The organism is Pantoea sp. Ft-CA_14 (assembly GCF_024520875.1).
In the GTDB taxonomy this organism is placed as follows: Bacteria; Pseudomonadota; Gammaproteobacteria; order Enterobacterales; family Enterobacteriaceae; genus Pantoea; species Pantoea agglomerans.
Genome location: NZ_JALNPM010000017.1, coordinates 21,369 through 44,056 on the forward strand (window position 1 = coordinate 21,369; position 22,688 = coordinate 44,056).

General features: G+C 54.8%; 22 protein-coding genes. 5 read left to right on the top strand and 17 right to left on the bottom strand.

Going from position 1 to position 22,688, the window contains the following annotated elements:
- Positions 1-41: 41 nt before the first annotated feature.
- The 6 genes from NR195_RS20495 to gmk form a co-directional block, all read right to left on the bottom strand.
- A complete protein-coding gene (locus NR195_RS20495) occupies positions 42-1,415 on the bottom strand; it encodes an NCS2 family protein (protein ID WP_033786501.1) in 1,374 nt (457 codons plus the stop codon).
- 104 nt (positions 1,416-1,519) lie between these two features.
- Entirely contained in the window at positions 1,520-3,598 is a 2,079-nt protein-coding gene (recG, locus tag NR195_RS20500) for an ATP-dependent DNA helicase RecG (RefSeq protein ID WP_010258417.1), read from the bottom strand.
- Positions 3,595-4,293, bottom strand: coding sequence for a tRNA (guanosine(18)-2'-O)-methyltransferase TrmH (gene trmH, locus NR195_RS20505; RefSeq protein ID WP_010258414.1), 699 nt, complete (start codon positions 4,291-4,293; stop codon positions 3,595-3,597). The genes recG and trmH overlap by 4 nt, the downstream gene beginning before the upstream one ends.
- 2 nt (positions 4,294-4,295) lie before the next feature.
- Positions 4,296-6,404, bottom strand: a complete 2,109-nt coding sequence (spoT, locus tag NR195_RS20510; RefSeq protein ID WP_010258411.1) for a bifunctional GTP diphosphokinase/guanosine-3',5'-bis pyrophosphate 3'-pyrophosphohydrolase — start codon at positions 6,402-6,404, stop codon at positions 4,296-4,298.
- A gap of 20 nt (positions 6,405-6,424) precedes the next feature.
- Positions 6,425-6,700 carry a DNA-directed RNA polymerase subunit omega gene (rpoZ, locus tag NR195_RS20515; RefSeq protein WP_003851346.1) on the bottom strand — a complete coding sequence of 92 codons (276 nt, stop codon included), beginning with the start codon at positions 6,698-6,700 and terminating at the stop codon, positions 6,425-6,427.
- 54 nt (positions 6,701-6,754) lie between these two features.
- Positions 6,755-7,378 (bottom strand): guanylate kinase, encoded by a 624-nt coding sequence (gmk, locus tag NR195_RS20520; RefSeq protein WP_010258405.1) that lies wholly within the window; start codon positions 7,376-7,378, stop codon positions 6,755-6,757.
- A gap of 239 nt (positions 7,379-7,617) precedes the next feature.
- Between gmk and ligB the strand changes: the two genes are divergently transcribed.
- Positions 7,618-9,369 (top strand): NAD-dependent DNA ligase LigB, encoded by a 1,752-nt coding sequence (ligB, locus tag NR195_RS20525; protein WP_256844862.1) that lies wholly within the window; start codon positions 7,618-7,620, stop codon positions 9,367-9,369.
- Here the strand turns inward: ligB and NR195_RS20530 are convergent.
- From NR195_RS20530 to NR195_RS20560, 7 genes are all read right to left on the bottom strand, one after another.
- Entirely contained in the window at positions 9,307-9,924 is a 618-nt protein-coding gene (locus NR195_RS20530; protein ID WP_010258398.1) for a trimeric intracellular cation channel family protein, read from the bottom strand. The two genes, ligB and NR195_RS20530, sit on opposite strands and share 63 nt — an antisense overlap.
- A gap of 432 nt (positions 9,925-10,356) precedes the next feature.
- Complete coding sequence (locus tag NR195_RS20535) at positions 10,357-11,001, bottom strand: oligosaccharide flippase family protein (protein ID WP_010258395.1); 645 nt, start codon at positions 10,999-11,001, stop codon at positions 10,357-10,359.
- Positions 11,002-11,147: 146 nt separating this feature from the next.
- Positions 11,148-11,348 (bottom strand): hypothetical protein, encoded by a 201-nt coding sequence (locus tag NR195_RS20540; protein ID WP_256844863.1) that lies wholly within the window; start codon positions 11,346-11,348, stop codon positions 11,148-11,150.
- A gap of 434 nt (positions 11,349-11,782) precedes the next feature.
- Positions 11,783-12,178, bottom strand: a complete 396-nt coding sequence (locus tag NR195_RS20545) for a hypothetical protein (protein WP_010258391.1) — start codon at positions 12,176-12,178, stop codon at positions 11,783-11,785.
- Positions 12,179-12,314: 136 nt separating this feature from the next.
- On the bottom strand, positions 12,315-13,457 hold the full coding sequence (locus tag NR195_RS20550; RefSeq protein WP_256844878.1) for an alanine racemase: 1,143 nt from the start codon (positions 13,455-13,457) through the stop codon (positions 12,315-12,317).
- A 234-nt stretch (positions 13,458-13,691) separates the two neighbouring features.
- The gene (lpxP, locus tag NR195_RS20555; protein WP_060681358.1) at positions 13,692-14,615 is read right to left on the bottom strand and encodes a kdo(2)-lipid IV(A) palmitoleoyltransferase; all 924 of its coding nucleotides are present in this window, start codon (positions 14,613-14,615) and stop codon (positions 13,692-13,694) included.
- 423 nt (positions 14,616-15,038) lie between these two features.
- The gene (locus NR195_RS20560; protein WP_010258384.1) at positions 15,039-15,902 is read right to left on the bottom strand and encodes a YicC/YloC family endoribonuclease; all 864 of its coding nucleotides are present in this window, start codon (positions 15,900-15,902) and stop codon (positions 15,039-15,041) included.
- Positions 15,903-16,057: 155 nt separating this feature from the next.
- On the opposite strand from NR195_RS20560, the gene NR195_RS20565 reads away from it, so the two are divergent.
- The gene (locus NR195_RS20565) at positions 16,058-16,483 is read left to right on the top strand and encodes a DUF3574 domain-containing protein (protein ID WP_010672099.1); all 426 of its coding nucleotides are present in this window, start codon (positions 16,058-16,060) and stop codon (positions 16,481-16,483) included.
- Between the two features lie 38 nt (positions 16,484-16,521).
- Here the strand turns inward: NR195_RS20565 and NR195_RS20570 are convergent, their stop codons facing one another.
- On the bottom strand, positions 16,522-17,706 hold the full coding sequence (locus NR195_RS20570) for a NupC/NupG family nucleoside CNT transporter (protein WP_256844864.1): 1,185 nt from the start codon (positions 17,704-17,706) through the stop codon (positions 16,522-16,524).
- Positions 17,707-17,856: 150 nt separating this feature from the next.
- On the opposite strand from NR195_RS20570, the gene rph reads away from it, so the two are divergent.
- Together rph and pyrE are read left to right on the top strand one after the other, a co-directional pair.
- Positions 17,857-18,573: a ribonuclease PH gene (gene rph, locus NR195_RS20575; RefSeq protein WP_010258378.1), complete on the top strand. Its 717-nt coding sequence runs from the start codon at positions 17,857-17,859 to the stop codon at positions 18,571-18,573.
- Between the two features lie 49 nt (positions 18,574-18,622).
- Positions 18,623-19,264 (top strand): orotate phosphoribosyltransferase, encoded by a 642-nt coding sequence (pyrE, locus tag NR195_RS20580; protein WP_031591887.1) that lies wholly within the window; start codon positions 18,623-18,625, stop codon positions 19,262-19,264.
- Positions 19,265-19,299: 35 nt separating this feature from the next.
- Here pyrE and slmA read toward each other — a convergent pair whose 3' ends face one another.
- From slmA to coaBC, 3 genes are all read right to left on the bottom strand, one after another.
- On the bottom strand, positions 19,300-19,896 hold the full coding sequence (gene slmA / locus NR195_RS20585) for a nucleoid occlusion factor SlmA (protein WP_010258372.1): 597 nt from the start codon (positions 19,894-19,896) through the stop codon (positions 19,300-19,302).
- Positions 19,897-20,016: 120 nt separating this feature from the next.
- Positions 20,017-20,475, bottom strand: coding sequence for a dUTP diphosphatase (gene dut / locus NR195_RS20590; protein WP_022624903.1), 459 nt, complete (start codon positions 20,473-20,475; stop codon positions 20,017-20,019).
- On the bottom strand, positions 20,453-21,673 hold the full coding sequence (coaBC, locus tag NR195_RS20595) for a bifunctional phosphopantothenoylcysteine decarboxylase/phosphopantothenate--cysteine ligase CoaBC (RefSeq protein WP_031591883.1): 1,221 nt from the start codon (positions 21,671-21,673) through the stop codon (positions 20,453-20,455). Before coaBC ends, dut begins: the two co-directional genes overlap by 23 nt.
- Before the next feature lie 180 nt (positions 21,674-21,853).
- On the opposite strand from coaBC, the gene radC reads away from it, so the two are divergent.
- Positions 21,854-22,510: a DNA repair protein RadC gene (gene radC / locus NR195_RS20600; RefSeq protein ID WP_010258361.1), complete on the top strand. Its 657-nt coding sequence runs from the start codon at positions 21,854-21,856 to the stop codon at positions 22,508-22,510.
- Positions 22,511-22,688: the final 178 nt, after the last annotated feature.

The following is a 22,688-nucleotide window of genomic DNA, read 5'->3' on the forward strand; positions in this document are numbered from 1 at the left end:
ATCCGAATAATTAGCAGGCAGGCCGAAGCCTGCCCCTGGCCTTACTTCTCTGGCGGAAAAATCAGGTTGAGTACGATAGCGGTAATGCCGCCCGCCGCAATACCGGAAGAGAGCAGGGTTTTGAGCCAGTCAGGCGCAAACTGCAGGATCAGCGGCTGCTGGGAAACGCCCAGGCCCACCGCCAGCGACAGCGCAATAATCATGATGGCGCGGCGGTTAAGCGGCTCGCGTGACACAATGCGGACACCCGAAGCGGCGATAGTGCCGAACATCACAATGGTGGCGCCGCCGAGTACCGGTTCAGGGATCATCTGCACCAGTCCGCTGACCGCCGGGAACAGCCCCAGCACAATCAGCATCAGCGCGACAACAAAGCCGACGTAGCGGCTGGCAACACCGGTTAACTGGATGACGCCATTGTTCTGACCGAAGCAGGAGTTCGGGAAAGTATTAAACAGCGCGGAGACAAAGGAGTTGAGGCCATTCGCCAGCACGCCGCCTTTCAGGCGTTTCATATAGAGGGGACCGCTGACCGGCTGCTCTGACACATCCGAGGTGGCGGTGATATCGCCGATAGTCTCCAGAGAGGTCACCATAAACACCAGCATCAGCGGGATGAGCAGATTCCAGTCGAAGCCCAGCCCGTAATAGAGCGGGGTCGGCACCACGATTAGCGGCTGATCGGTGGGGATGCCGGCGGCAGGCAGCATGCCCATCGCCCAGGCCAGCAGATAGCCTACCGCCATGGCAATGACCAGGGAGGCAACGCGCAGGTAGGGGTTCTTCTGCCGGTTAAGTAGCACGATCACCAGCAGCACAGCCCCTGCCAGCATCAGATTTTTCGGCGCACCAAAAGTATGATCGTTAATCGCGCTGAAACCGCCGCCAATGGAGGTCAGCCCCACCTGAATCAGCGACAGGCCGATAATCATCACCACGATACCGGACACCAGCGGCGTAATGATCCGGCGCGCCAGGTGCAATACGCGTGACAGCACCATTTCGGTACAGGAGGCGATCATCAGCGTACCAAACAGCGCCGCCATCATGGTGGGCACGTCAGCGCCGCCATTTTTTAGCGCCATGCCGCCCATAATCAAGGGCGTAACGAAGTTGAAGCTGGTGCCCTGAATCGACAGCAGGCCCGAACCCACCGGCCCCCATGTTTTGATTTGCAGCAGTGATGCCACACCCGATGCAAACAGCGACATGCTGATCACGTGCCGGGTATCCTCTGCGGGCAGCCCTAACGCCTGACAAATCAGAATCGCGGGGGTAATGACCGCGACAAACATCGCCAGCAGATGCTGACCGGCGGCAAACAGCGTTTGCGGCAGAGGAGGACGATCTTCAAGACGATAAATCAGTTCGCTTTGCGTGGCGGAAGGCTGTTCTGGCTGCGGATTAGTGGACATCTTCTGTTCTTCCCAAAAAATAATGTGGCGATTGTAATCATCCGCAGGCTAAAAGCAATCGTTTGCCCGGCAGGGATAAAAAAGCCGAATCAGATGGGGATCATTCAGACGTTGGTATAACGGGTGTTCTCTGGCAGCCAGCGTTCAATCAATGCGCTGGCCTGCTCGGGATAGTGCTGGTGGATGTGGCGCGCCACACGCTGAACTTCGGGCACCATCGCCGCATCGCGCAGCAGGTCGGCCACTTTAAATTCGGCATTGCCGGTCTGACGCGTGCCCAGCAGTTCACCCGGCCCGCGAATCTCCAGATCGAACTGGGCAATGACGAAGCCGTCATTGCTGTCGCGTAGCACCTGTAAACGCTTCTGCGCCGTCTTGCTCAGCGGCGCTTTGTAGAGCAGTACACAGTGTGATGCCACGGCACCACGGCCCACACGGCCCCGCAGCTGATGCAGCTGTGCCAGCCCTAACCGCTCCGGGTTTTCGATGATCATCAGGCTGGCATTCGGCACGTCCACGCCAACCTCAATCACGGTCGTCGCCACCAGCAACTGCAGTTCATTCGCTTTAAACGCCTGCATCACCGCCTGTTTTTCCGCAGGCTTCATACGGCCATGCACCAGCCCGATGTTTAAGTCGGGCAGCGCCGTTTTCAGGGATTCCCAGCTGGCTTCTGCCGCCTGTGCTTCCAGCAATTCTGACTCTTCAATCAGGGTGCAGACCCAGTAGGCCTGACGCCCTTCGCGGCAGGCATGCTCAACCCGCGCCACAATCTCATCACGTCGGGTATCGGGGATAGCCACGGTGGTCACCGGTGTACGTCCCGGCGGCAGCTCATCAATGGTTGAGGTATCGAGATCGGCATAAGCGGTCATCGCCAGGGTGCGCGGAATTGGTGTGGCGGTCATGATCAGCTGATGCGGATGGAAGCCCTGCTCCTCACCTTTCTCCCACAGCGCCAGTCGCTGGTGGACGCCGAACCGGTGCTGCTCATCAATAATGACCAGTGCCAGACCGTTGAACTGCACCTGCTCCTGAAACAGGGCATGTGTGCCCACCACCATCGCCACCTGACCGCTGGCTATCGCTTCCTGCTGTGCCTGGCGGGCTTTGCCTTTCTGTTTTCCTGCCAGCCAGCCCACTTCAATGCCCAGCGGCGCAAACCACTGGCGGAAGTTACTGGCGTGCTGTTCAGCCAACAGTTCGGTCGGCGCCATCAGGGCAACCTGCTTACCATGTGCGATAACGTTCAGCGCAGAGAGGGCGGCGACCAGTGTCTTACCCGAGCCGACGTCACCCTGCACCAGCCGCATCATCGGAAAGTCATTTGCCAGATCTTTCTCTATCTCCGCCACCACGCGTTTCTGAGCATTGGTCGGTGAAAAGGGCAGCGCTGCCAGCAGCTGGTCGCTAAGGTTGTGCCGGGGAAGCATAGGTAAAGCGTAATAGCGCTGAGCACCGGCGCGTACCGCCAGCATGCTGAGGTTGTGTGCCAGCAGCTCTTCCAGAATCAATCTGCGTTGTGCCGGATGACGACCACTCTCCAGCTCGCTGAGTTTTAGATCGGGTGGTGGACGATGCAGCGTGCGGAGCGCATCTGGCAGGCTGATTAAACCGCCGCTCAGTTCCTGCGGCAGCAGCTCGGCAATCGGGCAGCTCTCCAGCAGCGTCAGTGCCTGATCGGTGAGATTACGCAGCGTGGCCTGCCGGATACCTTCGGTGGTGGGATAAACCGGCGTTAAGGTCTCTTCCAGCGTCACATTGCTCTGTTCGCCCTGGATCCGGTATTCGGGATGGATAATCTCAGCGCCACGCTGACCGCGTTTAATTTCACCATACGCGGTGACGCGCCGGCCCGGCGACAGGTTGTTCTTCATCCCGGCATTGAAATTAAAGAAGCGCATCGTCAGTACGCCGCTGCCATCGCTAATCTGGCACACCATCATCCGGCGGCGACCAAAGGTGATATCTGTGTGCAGCACTTCGCCTTCTACTGTGGCCCAGATACCGGGCAGCAGATCATCAATGGCATAGAGTTGGGTACGATCTTCGTAGCGTAGCGGGAGATGAAGCAGGAGATCCTGAATGGTATGCAGGTCAATTTTGGCCAGCTTTGCCGCCTGGCTGGCACCGACGCCGGTCAGGGTACTGAGCGGTATGGCATCCAGCAGACGGCCTTTCATCTTCTTTTACCGGTCGATTGCATGGTTGCCCACCAGCTGGGATCGGCGTCGACTTCGCCCTGCGCATTGATGCGCGGATAGGGTAAACCTTTCTGTTTTGCGACCCGCGCCAGTACCGGGAATCCGCCTTCGAACAACAGACGTTGCTGCTCATCTTCGTCCAGCAGGCTGTAGTCGCGCAGGTACAGACCCGCGTTCTGCCGCTGCCGCTGTGCTTCATACAGGATCAGCGCGCAGGCGACCGAGACATTCAGCGACTGCACCATGCCCACCATCGGAATCACAATCTGCCGATCGGCCAGCGCCAGCGCTTCTTCGGTGATGCCGGTTTTTTCCTGGCCCATCAGGATGCAGGTCGGAAGGGTATAATCGATCTCACGGAAATCCACGGCATCGGCAGAGAGATGGGTCGCTAAAACCTGCATCTTCTGTTGTTTGAGCTTTTTTACAGCATCGCCGATGGTGGGATGGGTGACCACTTTAACCCAGCTGTTGCTTCCGGCAGATGCGGAAGCCTGAGTGCGCATCCGCTGGCTCGGCCAGACGGCGTGCACTTCGTGGATGCCGACGGCGTCCGCCGTGCGGATCACTGCGGAAACATTGTGCGGCTTATGCACCTGCTCCATACAGACCGTGAGATCGTGCTGGCGCAGTGCCAGCATCGCCTGAATCCGGGCAAATCGTTGATCGTTCATGCCTAATTACGGTTACGATGGACTTTGATCACATCCGGCATCACGCGAATTTTACGCATGATATTCGCCAGATGTACGCGATCACGTGCGGTCAGGCGGATAAAGGCGCTGTAAACGCGGCCATCACGCTCTTCGGTATTCAGGCTTTGAATATTGGAACCGGCCGTGTTGATTGCCGCCGTCAGGTTAGCCAGTGCGCCCTGATGGTTAAACATGTCGACTTTGATTTCCGCCACGAACTCCTGCTCGGTGACTTTATCCCACTCGACCGGCATGAATTTTTCAGGCTCTTTCTGGTAGCCGCGAATATTCCGACAGGATTCATGATGCACCACCAGCCCTTTGCCGGGACTGACATGGGCAACAATCGGGTCACCGGGAATCGGACGGCAGCATTTGGCGAAGGTAATCAACACGCCATCTGCACCTTTGATCGGCAGTTTACCGCGCTTGCTGTTGCTGCTGATGGCGTTGCTGTCAGCCTGCAACAGGTTCTTCGCCACCACCACGCTCATCGCATTGCCCAGACCGATTTCTGCCAGCAGATCGTCAAGCGAGGTCAGCTTCATACGATCCAGCTCCTGCCTGATATTCTCAGGCGGGATCTCAGCCAGTTTACGGCTGCCGCCCAGCGCATGGCTGAGCAGGCGGCGACCCAGATTGACGGAGTCTTCGCGCTTGAGGTTTTTCAGCAGCTGACGAATTTTTGCGCGGGCTTTGGAGCTGACGACAAAGTTGAGCCAGGCGGCGTTAGGACGGGCGCCTGGCGCGGTGATGATTTCAATCGTCTGACCGCTGGTCAGGGTTTGCGACAGCGGATAAGGCTGGCGGTCAACGCGTGCGCCAACGCAGGCATGGCCGATATCGGTGTGGACCGCATAAGCGAAATCCACCGGCGTCGCACCGGTTGGCAGCTCAACAATGCGGCCTTCAGGTGTAAAGACGTAGATCTCATCGGGAAAGAGATCGGACTTCACGCTTTCAATAAATTCAAACGAACTGCCCGCACTCTGTTGCAGCTCCAGCAGGCTTTGCAGCCAGCGCTGAGCGCGAATCTGTGCGGTGGTGCCACTTTCGCCCGCCTGTTTATAAGCCCAGTGCGCAGCGACCCCCATTTCCGCCATCTGATCCATATCCTCGGTGCGAATCTGTACTTCGACCGGCACGCCATGCGGACCAATCATTGAGGTATGGAGCGATTGATAGCCGTTCGCTTTGGGGATGGCGATATAATCTTTGACGCGGCCCGGACGCGGTTTATACAAACTGTGCATCTGGCCCAGAACGCGATAGCAGGTATCCAGATCTTTCACGATGACGCGAAAGGCATAGATATCCATGATCGAGTGAAAACGCTGCTCTTTCAGCGTCATTTTGCGGTAAATCGAGTAAAGATGCTTTTCACGCCCGCTGACGCGGCAGGGAATGCCCGCTTCCTGCAAACGGCCGTCGATCTCAGAAAGAATCTTCTGGATCATCTCTTTACGATTACCGCGCGCGGCTTTCACCACCTCTTTAATGACCCGATAACGGTTCGGATAGAGGGCCTCAAAACCGAGCTCTTCCAGCTCTGTTTTAAGATGATGAATACCCAGGCGGTGCGCCAGCGGACTGTAAATTTCTAACGTTTCCAGCGCGATACGGCGACGTTTGTCCGGGCGTAATGCGCCGAGAGTGCGCATATTGTGGGTGCGGTCAGCCAGCTTGATGAGAATGACGCGGATATCCTGCACCATCGCCATAATCATCTTGCGGAAGTTCTCTGCCTGCGCTTCTTTCTTGTCGCGGAATTTCAGCTTATCCAGCTTGGAAACGCCTTCGACCAGTTCCGCCACGCTTTTACCGAACAGTTGTTCCATGTCCTGGTAAGTGGCAGGCGTATCTTCGATCACGTCATGCAGCAGCGCGGCCATGAGAGTTTCATGGTCGAGCTTCATTTCCGCCAGAATACAGGCCACGGCAACCGGGTGGGTGATATAAGGCTCACCGCTGGAGCGTGTCTGTCCCTCGTGGGCATCACGTGCGACAAGGTAGGCTTGCTGGAGGCGCTTGATCTGCTCCTCTGGCAAGTATTTTTCAATCAGTTGATTGAGACTTTCAAACAGATACAAGGGCGACCTGCAGGTGGCTGTTAACGACGACCTTCAGCGATAGCGGTAACGGCCTGTAACTCAGCGGCTTCCTGCTCTTGCTGTTCCTGACGATCACGCACATCTAAAATCTGATTGGTGACCAAACCTTCTTCGATTTCGCGCAGGGCGATAACGGTAGGTTTATCGTTCTCTTCCGGAACCAATGGATCTTTGCCGCCTACCTGCATCTGACGTGCACGACGTGCAGCGACCAACACCAGGTCAAAACGATTACCAACTTTTTCTACTGCGTCCTGAACGGTTACGCGTGCCATAGGTGTGCTACTCCACAGATGAAGAAATGACTGCGCATCATACTGAAACTGTATTCAGACTGCCAACAGTTTGCTGATTAAAGCATCGTGACGCGCCTTCTGACGCGCCATACGCAGACGTTCTGCGCGAATAATGGTTTTCAGATCGGACAGCGCCAGATCGAAATCATCATTCACAATTAAATAGTCATACTCGGCGTAGTGGCTCATTTCCGCTACCGCCTGAGCCATGCGACGCGTGATCACCTCTTCGCTGTCCTGGCCACGACCGCGCAGACGGCGATCGAGCTCTTCTTTCGAAGGCGGTAAAACAAAGATGCTGCGTGCGCCAGGCATTTTGGTGCGAATTTGCTGCGCACCCTGCCAGTCGATGTCGAGAAACACGTCAACGCCGGTTGCCAGCACCTGCTCAATAGCATGGCGCGAGGTACCGTAATAGTTGTCGAAAACTTTGGCATGTTCGAGGAAAGCTTCTTCCGCGATCATCTGCTCAAATTCATGCTTCTCAACAAAAAAGTAATGTTCGCCATGGGTTTCACCCGGACGCATACCGCGCGTCGTGTGCGAAACAGAGACCTGCGTATCATACAACGGCTGGGTCTTTAACAGCGCCTGAATCAGGCTGGATTTACCTGCGCCGCTGGGAGCAGAAACAATATAGAGCGTGCCTTGAGCCATGGTTTTCTTGAATTGATTAAAAGCGGAGTCGATTTCCTGCACAGTATACACAGCTTCCCGCCGCCACGCAGCGTTTGCGCAGCGGCAACACCCAACTTTTGCGCATCTTCGCGCAAATCTCTGTCGGACGACTGTAATTATCCCCTGATTGCGACGGCATTCCTTCCATAGCTGAACATCACCTCTGGCTGACGCTGAAGCACTGGTATTGAATGCTGCAAAACGTCAGGAGAGAGATCATGAAAGGATTCGGCTGGCCGCTGTTTGCGGCTGCTCTGTGGATCGTCCTATGGCCTGCGCATAGCGCCCTTTGTCCGGTCTGGACTCCCACCCGGGCGACAGAAGAGATCCGTCGTCTGCAACAGCAGCTGCAGCACTGGGATGATGCTTACTATCGTCAGGGGCAGAGTCCGGTGGCTGATGCAGATTATGACAGTCTGCAGCAGCGACTGAATCACTGGCAACACTGCTTTAACCCTCCGCAGCCCGCTTACGCACCGCAACTGCCGGGTGAGGGTGAGCACCTGCATCCGGTCGCCCACACGGGCGTAAAAAAGATGCGCGACAAGCTGGCCCTGGCTTACTGGATGCAGGGGCGGCACGATCTCTGGGTGCAGCCGAAAGTGGATGGCATTGCCGTTTCCCTGGTTTATCGCCACGGCAGACTGGTTTCACTGTTGAGTCGTGGTGATGGATTACGCGGTGAAGAGTGGCTGGCTAAAGCCGCCTGGATCCCTGCGATTCCGCTGCAGATCGAGACCGGACTTGAAGAGGTTGTGCTACAGGGTGAGCTGTTTCTGTCGATGACCGGTCATCAGCAGGCGGTTGATGGCGGCAGGAATGCGCGCTCACAGGTCGCTGGCGCCATGATGAACAAGCAGCGGGTTCCTCTGCTGGATTCGCTCGATATTTTTATCTGGGCCTGGCCAGATGGCCCCGCCACGATGACGGAACGCCTTCAGCAACTCAGCCGCTGGGGACTGGGCGTTGCCGCAAAATGGAGCCACAGCGTTAAAGACGAAGAGGAGGTTGCAGCGTGGCGGGAGCGCTGGTTTCATGCTGAGCTGCCCTTTGTCACTGACGGTGTCGTCGTTCATCAGAGCCTGCGACCTGCGGGCAAAAACTGGCTGCCTGGAGAGGGAACATGGGCCGTTGCCTGGAAATATCAGCCTCCGGAAGTCAGCGCTGAAGTGCTCTCCGTCGATTTTCCAGTCGGCCGAACCGGAAAGATAGCCGCGGTACTTAATCTGCAGCCGGTACAGCTGGATGATAAGACGGTCAGGCGGGTCAATGTTGGATCGCTGCGTCGCTGGCAGGAGAGCGATATCGTGGCGGGAGATGTCATCACACTGAGTCTGGCAGGCCAGGGCATTCCCCGGCTGGAGCGGGTGATCTGGCGCGTGGCAGAGCGGCACTATCCTCAGCCTCCCGACGCGTCGCGCTACACGCCGCTGAGTTGTTACACCTTCAGCGCTGAATGCCAGAAGCAGCTACTGGCAAAATTACGCTGGCTCAGTCAGAAAACGGTGCTGAATATTCCTGGCGTTGAGCGCAGCACCTGGCTGCACTTACTGGAAACCGGCAGTATGACGCACCTGTTCGGCTGGCTGACGTTAACACCGGAACAGATCGCCGCCGCAACGGGCCTCTCTCGGGAGCGGGCGGGTCAGCTCTGGCACCGTTTTAATCTCACCCGTCAGCAGCCGCTTCGTCGCTGGGTGGATGCCTTAGGTGTTTCACTGCCGCGGAAGGCCCTCAATGCGCTGCCCGATCAGCAGTGGGAGAGCTTAACGCAGCGGGATGTCAGGGACTGGCAAGCTTTACCGGGTGTCGGGGCGGCGCTGGCAAAGCGCCTGGTTACGCAGTTCCATGATGCCCGCCTGCAGACGCTGATCGCTTTTCTGAGACAGCAGGGAATTCCCGCATCCTCAATGCTCGGGATGGGGATAGTTGAAAATCGGCAAACCAAGACGGAAGCGCAGCGCCAGTAAACGGGCGAAGAATCCGAACAGCAGGGTAATGATAATCACCGCTTCATGCGCCAGTGTGGTTTTCAGCAGCAGGATATACATCCAGCCAGAGGCGAAAGCGATACCGGCGTAGAGTTCCTTCTGAAACACCAGCGGAATGCGATTACAGAACATGTCACGCAGTACGCCGCCAAAGACGCCGGTAATGACCGCACTTATCGCGGCAATAATCATGGCGTGTCCTGAATCGAGCGCAACCTGCGCGCCGATAATAGAAAAGACCACCAGTCCTAACGCATCGAGCACCAGAAACACTTTGCGCAGATGCGTCATCAGGGGTGCCAGGAAAGTGGTCACTACCGCCGCCGCTGCAACAATCATGATGTATTCGGGATGTTTCACCCAGCCCAGCGGATAGTGACCCAGCAGGATGTCGCGCACCGAACCGCCACCAATGGCGGTCACGGACGCGATAATGATGACACCGAACAGATCCATTTTGCGACGCCCCGCCGCCAGCGCACCCGTCATGGCTTCAGCAGTAATACCAATAATGTAGAGAACGGTCAGTAACATAGCAGACTCCAGTAAGACGGCGGCAAGACTACGGTATTGCTTGAGAGACGGCGCCGAAGATTTTCTGGCGATCGGCGTCCGGGATGAGCGCAGTTTATACCAGCCAGCGCTGGCGTCATCATAGAAAGACTTTTTTGCGAAGGGACTGCGGCAGGTGATTGAAAAAGTTGAGAGGAAACAACGTACAGAGGGTTTGCGCGTTCCGGTGTGGGGTTTTCCCACTCAGGGCGGGCGGTGAACTGACGACGATCGCCAGATAGCCGCTGGTCGAAAACCATTTATACAGGAGATAAAAAAGGGCTGGATGCTGCGGGAAAAGAATCGATCAGGTAAATATTGCGACAGACTAAATAAAAAGAAAAGGCGTGCTGGTTAACAGCACGCCAACGCATCGTTTCGGATGCTCAGAGCCCACCATACAGACTTATTTTATTATTTGTTTCTTGCACGAATTTTAGAAAATGCATTCAGGCTAAAACGGTATTCCGGCTGGAACCATGAACGACCGTAGTAGCAGTAAATCAGCATACGAATGGATGCCATCGCCAGGTAACCCCAGATCGCACACAATACTGAAGGGGTCAGCCAGACGGTAAATAAGGTGACGGCAAGTCCGGCTAATACCGAGGAGGTTTCAGCAAAAGCGATACGGGTATATTGTTTTTCGCGCTGTAATATCGCACGGTAATGCTGACCCTGTGGGATGATAATAAACACCACTGAGACCATCTGCAGCATTAATGCCAGTTCAGGCTGATCAAAAAGGCTGGTCAGCAGATGGCTGCCAGTAAATAACAGACCAAACACCGCGACCCCCATCAACATATTACCCCAGTAGATCGTGGAGAGGTCATTAATAGAGAGAATCGAGCGGCGGATCAGCGTATTTGAGAAGCCCCGATCGGCCAGAGTATCGATAGCCAGTAAAGCTATCACGGCGATCGCCAGCAGATTGAGCTCATTCGCCTGCAGAATCTGCGCCAGCAACGAGAGTTGTAATACGCCGATGCCAATAATTTTGATTGAAGAGAGCAGAGACCATTTTGCGCCATTCAGACTGCTTTCACGTATTGCCATAATATACTCGTTAGAGTCCATCGACTCTGTGAGAATTAAATAGTTGTGTAACGGCAAGGAGAGGTTGCTGTAACACCGTTAGTTAGTGCAATTTTTCCGGCCGAAGTCCTGAAAACGCTTTACAGGCTTGCCATGTTATTATGGGTTCAATCAAATGATGCCTGGATAAAAAAGATATCCCTGGTAAAATTTCTGTTTCGTGTCATGGCGGAATTCCCTGCAGCGAATAAGAATTCCGCCAGATCACGAATAAATCCTGTTGTAGTTTTATATTCTCCTGCCAGCATCCTTGCGGCAATCTCAACGCATTCTTTTTTTGATAACAAAGGATACGTTGAGCGGTCCATGACTTTTTTCCTGCTTTATCATTATGGGTATTGCTGTGTGTGGAATGATTTATACATTGTTTTATTTAATTTAACACCATAAGAAAAGTCTGATTACGCGACCGCAGAAATAAATGGTTTCACTTTATGCATGATAAATATTAAATCCCCAGCAGATTGCTAATAAACGATTGTTAATGATTAATGTATGGGTCAGTCAGAAATTGTTTGTGCGGCAAACCAGGAGGCCCGAAATCAGAGGGGGTCGCCTGCCTTTCAGAGGATTTTGCCAGGATTTTTCCTGGCATCGATGCTTAAGCAGGGTTGGTGATAAATGCGTAAGGATGATGAGTAATCAGATAAGCGCTTTATGCTTTATCGTCGAAAGTTTTTCTATTTTTTTTCATTAGCGGCCAGTGATAAATGCAGAGAAAAAGGCGCGCTAAGTCATTGATTTATTGCGTAAGAAGCTGGTTGAGTTTCTCAAGATCGTTGCTAACCCATTCAATATCCTGCTTAAATTTCTCATCTGAAGTAAATGGCTGGCGATAAACCGTTACCATCACCTCGGCGCCCTGTTCGTTTGCTATCACGCGCATCGGTACGTAGATCTCCTTTCCTGAGCCGCTATCAATCCAGTGATCCATTACCCCAAACGGATTATGTGGCGAGAACCGGATCTTCACATTGCCCTGGGGGCCTTTAGCACGCCAGCGATTGCCATCGGGTTCTAACGCGCTGTGCGTCAGCCCGGAAGCCCACTTTGGGAAAAATTCTGGCTTCCAGATGGTTTCATAAAGATCTAACCAGTGACGTGGAATCGTCAGGCTCAGAGTGCGAGAGGAGAGCATGTAACCTCCAGTGAATAAGCTAAAAAAGCATTAAAGCATGAGGCCAGGCTTGTTAAAACGTTGTAACAGCAGAAGTGTGGTGTTGAAAGGGTTTCGTACAAATGGCAGACAACGGATGATGCTGTCTGCCACTGACTTAGATGAAATTGCCGCGCGCAGAAACCACATGATCCTCGCTTTGGCCGTTAGCGTGCCGCAGAACAAAGCCGTCCGACTGCGCCATCACGGCACAACTGTGATTAGGGAAGATACGCAGCAGCGTGCCGACTTCAGGGCGGCGATCCTGATAAAGCAGAAAACCGTGCTCCTCAGATAATTTTGTCATTTCATAAGTCTGACCCGCTTCGTCGGCTGCCACACCAAAGCCGCTGGCATTGGTGCCGTGTGGCCCTTTATCCGAACTCAGCATTTTTGACCCGGCATCCACAATCGCGAAATGATCGTTCACCGCCACGACACGGGTAATGACGCTCATTGCCAGCTGATCGACGTGACTTAATCCGAGACGGCAGGCGGTAAGGTCCAGTAGTGCATAGTTTCCGGGCCGGATTTCATTCATGCAGGGTGCAATGTCTGCTGCCAGCGCCGTAGGCGTTGAACCCACAGAGAGAGGGCAGTCGGTAAAACCAGCCGCCTGCAGTTTTGCCTGTACTCGCTGCATCAATGCCGTTTCCTGCCGGGCGACATCCGCAATGGCCGCGGCATTCCCGGCACCATAAGCGTGGCCGGCATGTGACACTAATCCGGCAAAGCGTAACCCTTTGTCCTGCAGCGCCTGAGCAATCAGCACCGCTTCATCTGTATCAGGATTGACACCTATCCGATGTAATCCAACATCAACCTTAATCGCTACCGCCAGGTCGCATTCCGGTTGCTGCTGGCAGGCATCAGCAATAGCCGCCACGCCCTGCAGCCTGTCCGCAATCAGGGTGAGCTTTGCCTGATGAAGCACGGCGTGGCGCAGCAATTCAGCCACGCTTTGCGGTTGCACAATCGGGTAGGCTAATAGCAGATCACGAACACCGCCCTGAATAAAGCTGATGCCTTCGCTGGGCTTAGAGACGGTAACACCCTGGGCACCGGACGCGATCTGACGCTGCGCAATCCAGACGCTTTTATGCGTTTTGATATGCGGTCGCAACGCGACGCCTGCCGCGCTGGCTTTTCGCTGCATATGCTGCAGGTTCTGCTCCAGGCGCTCTGCATCCACTTCAATATAGGGCGTAAGGCGATCATCAATCAGCGGACGCTGCCACTGCTGTGTATCGTTGATATCCATAAGATTGTCCGGCATTGACGAGGTAAGAGGATTCATCATTCCTTAATTATCTCTTTGATACCAGCCTGCCGGACGCAGACCGGCGTGCTGAACAGCAGAAGCTGCAGGGGTAGCTATAACGGCAGAGGCAGTATGAGAGCACAGCAAACGAGGATGAGAGAGTGGACGTAAAGCAGATGTCGTTCAGCAGATTAAAACAACAAAGCAGGCACGAGGCCTGCTTTATCAGTTAACTCAGACGTAGAGCGACTTTTCACCCGGTGGCCGGGTTTTGAAGCGACGATGCAGCCAAAGGTACTGTTCGGGTGCGCGAAGGATCTGATTTTCGATCACTTTGTTCATATAAGCTGCAGCAGCAGCCTCGTCCGTATGAGGATAATTTTCCAGCATCGGTTCGATGATCAAATGGTAACCATCATTTCCTGGATTACGAATCAGCATAATCGGCACCATCGCTGGCTTCGCCAGACGCGACAGAACAAAAGTCCCGTTGGTCGTGGCGGCTTTTTCCACCGCAAACAGCGGCGCAAAGGTGCTGCCTTTAGGGCCGTAATCCTGGTCAGGCGCAAACCAGACCGATTCACCCTGTTTCAGGGCATTAACCATACCGCGTAGATCACGACGGTCGATCATCGCTTTATTTGAGCGCATCCGGCCTTTGGTCTGCACATACTCCATCGCCTGGTTATTGTGTGGGCGATACATCGCCATCATTGGCTGACAGAGTCCGCTGATGCGGCCGCCCAGCTCCAGTGACATGAAATGCACACCAATCAGCATCACGCCTCGCTTTTCTTTCTGCGCGGCATGCAGGTTTTCCATTCCCGACACTTTAAACAGACGTCTTACCGCACGGTCAGACCAGAACCAGGCAATACCGGTTTCAGCCAGCGCCATCCCAAGCGACGCGAAATTGCCGGCAATCATATGTTCTGTTTTTTCTTCGCTGATGCCCGGAAAGCAGAGTTCGATGTTACGACGGGTAATACGCTCGCGGCGCTGCAGGAAATGGCGAGAGATTTTGCCGGCACCGGCACCGAGACGGATAAGAACAGGATAGGGGAGCTGGACCAGTAGCCAGAGTACGCCAAGGCCAAACCAGGTAAACCAATAACGCGGATGCAGCAGCGAACTGCTAAATTTTCCGGTGTTTTTCATTAACAACCTTCATGGGATAGAGGGATGCATCGCACAAAGAGCACTTCCATGAGTCTTAAGGCGGTACAGCTGTACTGATTTCGACCAACATTTTATCAAAAAGTGCCTTCAAAGAAAGGGAAACTCCGGCATCTACAGGATTGACCTGTTTCATGGAGAAGCGTTAATACCGGCTATAAAAGTACATTAACCCGATAAAATTATTATTTTTCAACTGCTTAATCTAATCCTGAAAGCAGCTTTAATTGTAAGCGAGGCCGTTTCAGGAACAGTCTGGAAATGATTATTTATTTATCTTTACCTGATTCTGATGCTGGCCGCGCTGAAAAAGCGATCAATTCGCGGAAGGAGCTAACTCTTTAAGTGCTGACAGCGCCTGAGAGGGGAACAAAGCGCTACTGCGAGCGCTTTGTTGAGTGGAAATTACTCGATATTCTGAATCTGCTCGCGCATCTGCTCAATCAGCACCTTCAGTTCAATAGCTGACGTAGTGATTTCGGCGTTGATCGACTTCGAAGCCAGCGTATTCGACTCACGATTGAACTCCTGCATCATAAAATCGAGACGGCGGCCAACTGCTTCTTTCTTTTTCAGGATGTTGTAAGTCTCTTTAACGTGCGCATCCAGACGATCCAGCTCTTCAGAAACGTCAACACGCTGCGCCATCATCACCAGTTCCTGCTCAAGGCGATTGTTTTCCAGCTGGACTTCAGCATCTTCCAGTTTGGCGACCAGCCGCTCACGCTGCCATTTGATCACCTCAGGCATCTGCGCGCGCACTTTGCTGACTTCCTGCGAGACGCCTTCCAGACGCTGCTCAATCATCGCTTTCAGGGCGGTACCTTCGCTTTCGCGTGCCGCAATAAAGTCATCAAGCGCACCATCCAGTGCCTGCAACAACTGGGTGTTGATGGCATCCAGATCCTGTTCCTGCGCAGACATCACACCTGGCCAGCGCAGAATATCCAGCGGATTAATCGCGCCTTCGTCGCTCTGCATTTTTACCCAGTTGGCAGCCTGCACCAGCTGTTTCGCCAGCGTTTCGTTGAGCATCAGTTCGCCCTGTGCGCTGGGATCGGCATCATAACGGAGGTTGCACTCAATTTTACCGCGCGTCAGACGCTGGCGAATGCGCTCGCGGATAACCGGCTCCAGCCCACGAAACTGTTCCGGCAGGCGGATGTAGGTTTCCAGATAACGCTGGTTCACGGAACGCAGCTCCCAGGCGGCGCTGCCCCATTCGCCTTTGGCTTCGCTGCGGGCATAAGCGGTCATACTGCGGATCATAAGCGGTACTCATTTGCGGAAAGATGGGTGAAGTATAGCGAGGCGAGCCACGGCATAACAGGCATAAGCGTCGCACAGGAAAATAACGAACCATTTCCGCTTTCAGCGACAGCCACTTATGATGACCATTGACCCTTTGTGAGGATGACTGATCTATGTCTCGCGTTATTGCCCTTCCTGTTGTGATGGCTCTGCTGCTGGCAGGTTGCCAGGCACGCCACTCGCCGCCCACTAAACCGCAACCTATCTGTGCGGGTGGCGACATGATGATGCAGACCACGTTGTGGTTTGGACTGAGCAAGCCTGATGGCGGCAGGGTGAGTTCACTCGACTGGATGAACTTCGTGGATAATGAGGTCACGCCACGGTTTAAAGCGGGCCTGTCGGTCTATGATGCCAAAGGGCAATGGCTGGGCGAGAACGGTCAGCTGGCACGGGAGAACAGTAAGGCGTTGATGCTGATTCACGGGATCGACCCCGCCACCAACGTTGATATTGAGGCGTTACGTAGCCTCTATAAAAAACGGTTTGGTCAGGAGTCGGTTATGCGGGTGGATGCACCCGTCTGCGTCGGATTCTAAGGCGAAAGCGGGCGGCAGAATTGCCGCCCGTTGAATAATCAGATAAACAGACCGGCAAAGGCTGCGGAGAGCAGACTGACCAGCGTGGAGCCATAGACCAGCTTCCAGCCAAAACGGGAAACCACATTTCCCTGTTTCTCATTCAGGCCTTTTATTGCGCCCGCCACAATGCCGATAGAGGCAAAGTTAGCGAACGAGACCAGGAACACCGACAGAATACCCAGTCCACGCGCACTCATGCCTGCCGCGACTTTCTGCAGTTCAATCATCGCCACAAACTCATTCGCCACCAGTTTGGTTGCCATGATGCTGGCCGCCTGCAGGGCATCGGCTTTGGGAATGCCAATCAGCCAGGCCAGAGGATAGAACAGGTAGCCGAGCAGTTGCTGGAAGCTGTAGCCGAACACCGCCGCAAACAGCGCGTTGACGGCAGCAATCAGGGCAATAAAGCCAATCAGCATGGCCAGAATAATCATCGCGACTTTGAAGCCTGCCAGGATGTACTCACCCAGCATCTCAAAGAAGCTCTGCTCTTCATGCAGTTTATCCAGCGCGATAGGCTGCTCATCCTGGCTTTTCATCGGGTTGATGATCGACAGGATAATAAAGGTGCTGAACATGTTAAGCAGCAGTGCCGCAACCACATATTTCGGTTCGATCATCGACATATAAGCACCGACAATCGACAGCGAAACGGTAGACATCGCGGTCGCTGCCATGGTGTAGAGCCGGCGCGGCGGGATATCACCCAGAATCCCTTTATAAGCGATGAAGTTTTCCGACTGCCCAAGAATCAGCGTGCTGACGGCGTTGAACGACTCCAGCTTGCCCATGCCGTTAATCTTCGACAGCAGCGTCCCGAAAATACGGATCAGCAGCGGCAGGATGCGCCAGTGCTGCAATATGCCGATCAGTGCCGAAATAAAGACAATCGGGCAGAGCACGCCAAGGAAGATAAATGCCAGCCCCTGTTTGCTCATTCCGCCAAACACGAACTCCGTGCCCTGTGCGGCAAAACCCAGCAGCGTCTCAAAGAAACTGGCGAACGAGCCGACCAGCGCCAGACCCCCGGCAGAGTGAAGGAAGAACCAACCCAGCGCGGCTTCCACCACAATCAGTTGAATAATAAAGCGCAGGCGAATCTGTTTACGGTCATGACTGACCAGCAGCGCAAGGGCGAAGATCACCACCAGCGCCAGCAGGAAATGAAGAATGGCGGCCATATGTCTTTTTTATCAGAGAGAAAGGAACGCGCATTTAGCCACAGCTGGCGGGGAATTTCATCTGATGCCTGCGTCAGACCAGCGTAAGAGACAGCGGACAAGGAAGTCCGTATAATGCGCAGCCAATCATTAGCAAGCCGGAGAATACCCATGCGTCCAGCAGGCCGTAGCGCACAACAGGTGCGTCCAGTCACATTGACCCGCAATTACACCAAACACGCAGAGGGTTCCGTTCTGGTGGAATTCGGCGAAACGAAAGTGCTTTGCACTGCCTCGGTAGACGAAGGGGTTCCGCGTTTCCTCAAAGGCCAGGGCCAGGGTTGGGTAACGGCCGAATATGGCATGCTGCCGCGTTCGACCCACAGCCGTATGGCGCGTGAAGCCGCAAAAGGCAAGCAGGGCGGACGTACGCTGGAGATTCAGCGTCTGATCGCCCGTTCACTGCGCGCCGCGGTTGATCTTAAAGCGCTGGGTGAATTTACTATTACGCTCGACTGTGACGTGATCCAGGCCGATGGCGGCACTCGCACCGCATCAATCACCGGAGCCTGCGTGGCGCTGGCTGATGCGCTGAACAAGCTGGTGGCGAGCGGCAAACTGAAAGCGAACCCGATGAAGGGCATGGTCGCGGCGATTTCAGTGGGCATCGTCAAAGGCGAAGCGCTGTGCGATCTGGAGTATGTTGAAGACTCAGCCGCAGAAACCGACATGAACGTCGTGATGCTGGAAGATGGCCGCATGATCGAGGTGCAGGGCACTGCCGAAGGCGAACCGTTCAGCCATGAAGAGTTGCTGACGCTACTGGCGCTGGCACGCGGCGGAATTGAGGAATTAATTCAGGCGCAGAAAGCAGCGCTGGAAAATTGATGTAACAGGCGACCTCAGAGTCGCCTTTTCTTTATTTGAGGAGTGAGAAATGAAAGCCTGGCAGCGTCAGTTTATTGAATTTGCCCTGAACAAGCAGGTGCTGAAGTTCGGTGAGTTCACTTTGAAGTCCGGGCGTAAAAGCCCCTATTTCTTTAATGCTGGTCTGTTTAACAGCGGACGGGATTTAGCGCTGCTGGGACGCTTCTACGCGCAGGCGCTGGTGGATGGCGCTGTTGATTTTGATCTGCTGTTCGGCCCGGCCTATAAAGGCATTCCGATTGCCACCACCACGGCGGTGGCGCTGGCGGATCATCATGACCGCGATGTGCCTTACTGCTTTAACCGTAAAGAAGCGAAAGATCACGGCGAAGGTGGCCTGCTGGTTGGCAGTCCGCTGCAGGGCAAAGTGATGCTGGTGGACGATGTGATCACCGCAGGCACCGCGATTCGTGAGTCGATGGATATTATCGGTGCGCACAACGCCACTCTGGCAGGCGTGCTGGTCTCGCTTGATCGTCAGGAGCGTGGACGCGGAGAAATGTCGGCGATTCAGGAAGTGGAACGTGATTACGGCTGCAAAGTGACCGCGATTATAACGCTGGCAGACCTGATTGCCTGGCTGGAAGAGAAGCCTGAGATGGCCGATCATCTGGCCCAGGTACGTGCCTATCAGAAAGCGTACGGGATTTAACAGAGGCGGGCGCAATGCCCGCCTTCTTTTACGCTTTACGCCAGCTGGGCAGCAATCAGCGGCCAGCGAGCCTCAAAGTCTGCGGTAGGACTGAAACGAAATTCAGAACGAACATACCGTGACAGTAAACCCTCACAGAAAGCCAGCAACTGACTTGCCAGCAGCGCCTCATCAGCCTGAAAGGCTTCGCCCTCGCGCATTTTCCGTTCCCGCATCACCTGTCGCAGCTGCACTTCAATCCGCTCAAACAGCTGATTGATGCGTCCCTGCAGTCGGTCCTGCTCAAACATCAATGCATGGCCGGTCAGAATGCGCGTCAGTCCCGGATTACGCTCACCAAATCCCAGAATCAGTTGCACGATCAGACGCAGACGCGTCATGGTCTCTTTTTCATCCTTGAGGATCAGATTGATGCGGGTAATCAGACTGTCTTCGATAAACTCAATCAGGCTATCGAACATTCGTGTTTTACTCGGGAAGTGACGATACAGCGCCGCTTCGGAAACGCCCACCGTGGCTGCCAGTTTGGCTGTAGTAATGCGCTGACTGCCATCACCCGACTCCAGCATCTGCGCCAGCGCCTGCAAAATCTCTTCGCGACGATTCCGCTTCGCGACTTTTTTTTCTGCCATGACCTTAAAGACCCCTGAAATTCACCTAAAAACAGGCAACACCTACGCATCTGCCACAGGAACGCGTCCTGTGGCGATGAGGAAAAAATAACGGGCGTAAGTGAAAGTCGGTAATGCGGGTTACTGGCGACCGGAGTGGCCGAAGCCGCCTTCGCCGCGCAGGCTGGCGTCGAAATCTTCGACCAGGTTAAATTCCGCCTGCACCACCGGTACAAAGACCAGTTGTGCCATGCGATCGCCGGGTTGCAGCGAGAAGCTTTCCTGGCCGCGATTCCAGACCGAGACCATCAGCTGTCCCTGATAGTCGGAGTCAATCAGCCCCACCAGGTTGCCCAGCACGATGCCATGTTTATGGCCAAGGCCTGAGCGCGGCAGGATCACAGCGGCCAGGTCGGGATCGGCAATATGAATCGCCAGGCCGGTCGGAACCAGCGTTGTGGTGCCTGGTGCGATGTCGAGAACATCATCAATGCAGGCGCGTAAATCTAACCCAGCGGAACCTGAAGTCGCGTAGGTCGGCAGTGGAAACTCTTTGCCGACGCGCGGATCCAGGATTTTAACGTCTATTTTTTTCATCATAACGGCTGACAATCTCGTCTATTAATTGTTGGCCAAGGAGAGACTTATCGCTGAGCGGTAAGCGTTTTTCTCCATCCTGCCAAAAAAGGTGAAGAGCATTGGTGTCGCTATTAAACCCCTGTCCGGCTTTAGCGACGTCGTTAGCGCAGATCAGATCCAGATTCTTGCGCACCCGTTTTTGCCGGGCGTATTCTTCCACATTCTGTGTTTCAGCAGCAAATCCAACGACGAATGGCCGGTTTTCCTGAAGTGCAGCGACGCCGGCAACAATATCGGGATTCTTTACCAGGTTCAGCGTGACGTTATCATCGCCGCCCTGTTTCTTGATTTTATCGGCCGCAATATCGGCTGCCCGGTAGTCTGCCACGGCTGCGCTTGCAATGAAAATATGTTGTTTATCTATCTCACTCATGACGGCGGCCTGCATCTCCAGCGCGCTGGTCACATCAATTCGCCGCACACCCGCTGGCGCAGACAGGGTGACCGGGCCGCTGACCAGCGTGACCTGTGCACCGCGTCTGGCGGCGGCGTCGGCAATAGCAAAGCCCATTTTGCCGGAGCTGTGGTTAGTGATGTAGCGCACCGGGTCCAGCGCCTCACGGGTAGGGCCGGCGGTAATCATAATGTTGAGATGTTGCAGATCGTTGACGGGCGAGGCCCACTGCACCGCATGGTCAACAATCACCAGCGGGTCGAGCATCCGGCCCGGCCCGACATCGCCGCAAGCCTGGCTGCCGCTGTCCGGTCCCCAAATCAGCACGCCACGCGCCTGCAGGCTCTGCAGATTATGCTGGGTCACCGCCGCACGATACATCTGCTGATTCATAGCGGGCACCACTGCCACGGGTGAGGCCGTCGCTAACACGGCGGTCGTCACCAGATCGTTTGCCATACCGGCAGTAATACGGGCAATCAGGTCAGCAGTGGCCGGTGCCAGCACAATAAGGTCGGCCCATTTTGCCAGTTCAATATGACCCATCGCCGCCTCCGCTGCCGGATCAAGCAGATCGTCAAATACCGGATAGCCGGAGACAGCCTGCAGGCTGAGCGGAGTAATAAATGCTTTCGCACCCTCTGTCATCATCACGCGGACATCAGCACCGCGATCGCGCAGGCGGCGCACCAGCTCAGGTGCTTTATAAGCAGCAATACCGCCGCTCACGCCAAGAAGAATTTTTTTGCCGGCTAATCCCATCATGATGTTGGCCTCACTAAGCTCTCTGCCGCTCGCGGCGGCGAATGCACGGACTTTATCACAAAAGCGCGGATGCGCCTTTTCACTGACTGCGTTTGCGAGCCGTCTCGTAGATTGCAGCTTCACTGATAGCTGCACTCTTCATGATGGGCCATGCTGAGGCTCATCTCAGGGAGAGCGGACATGAAAATAAAGGGACCACGGGAAAAACTCCGGAAGCTGGGTGCGCATGCCCTCAGCGATACCGAACTACTGGCCATTTTTCTCCGTACCGGATCGCCTGGACAGAACGTCCTGGAGCTGGCCGGACAGATGCTGGACGGTTTTGGCTCGCTTTATCAGCTCATGACGTCAGACAAAGCGGCATTCGGTGAAATCAAAGGGGTCGGCGATGCCAAGCTGGCACAGCTTCATGCGATTGCCGAACTGGCGAAGCGTTTTTTCGCCAGTAAGCTGGCCCGCGAAAGCGCAATGGAAAATCCACAAATCACGCGCCAGTATCTGCAAAGTCTGTTAGCCCATCAGGAGCGTGAGATCTTTATGGCACTGTTTCTGGATAATCAGCATCGGGTGCTGCGGGCACAAAATATGTTCTCTGGTTCCATTAACAGCGTGGAAGTTCACCCCCGCGAGATCGTCCGGGAAGCGCTGAAGCTCAATGCTGCCGCTCTGATACTGGCGCATAATCACCCGTCGGGCATGGCGGAGCCGAGCCGTGCAGACCGTGAAGTGACCCATAAAGTCAGCGAAGCCTGCCAGCTACTCGACATCCGTCTGCTCGATCATCTGGTGATTGGTCATGGCGAATATGTCTCCTTTGCCGAGCGGGGATGGCTCTGACAGGGGGAAATTTCACGCCAGGTGGCGGCTTTTTGCCCGATCATTCGGGATCTTTATCTGTTCGGGACTTGAGCACTTGGGCTGAGCGGCGTATACTACGCCACCTTTGAGAATCTCGGGTTTGGCGGTTAGGCCAGCTTAGCGGGTTCCATGGAATTCGCCTGGCGGGCTGCAAGCC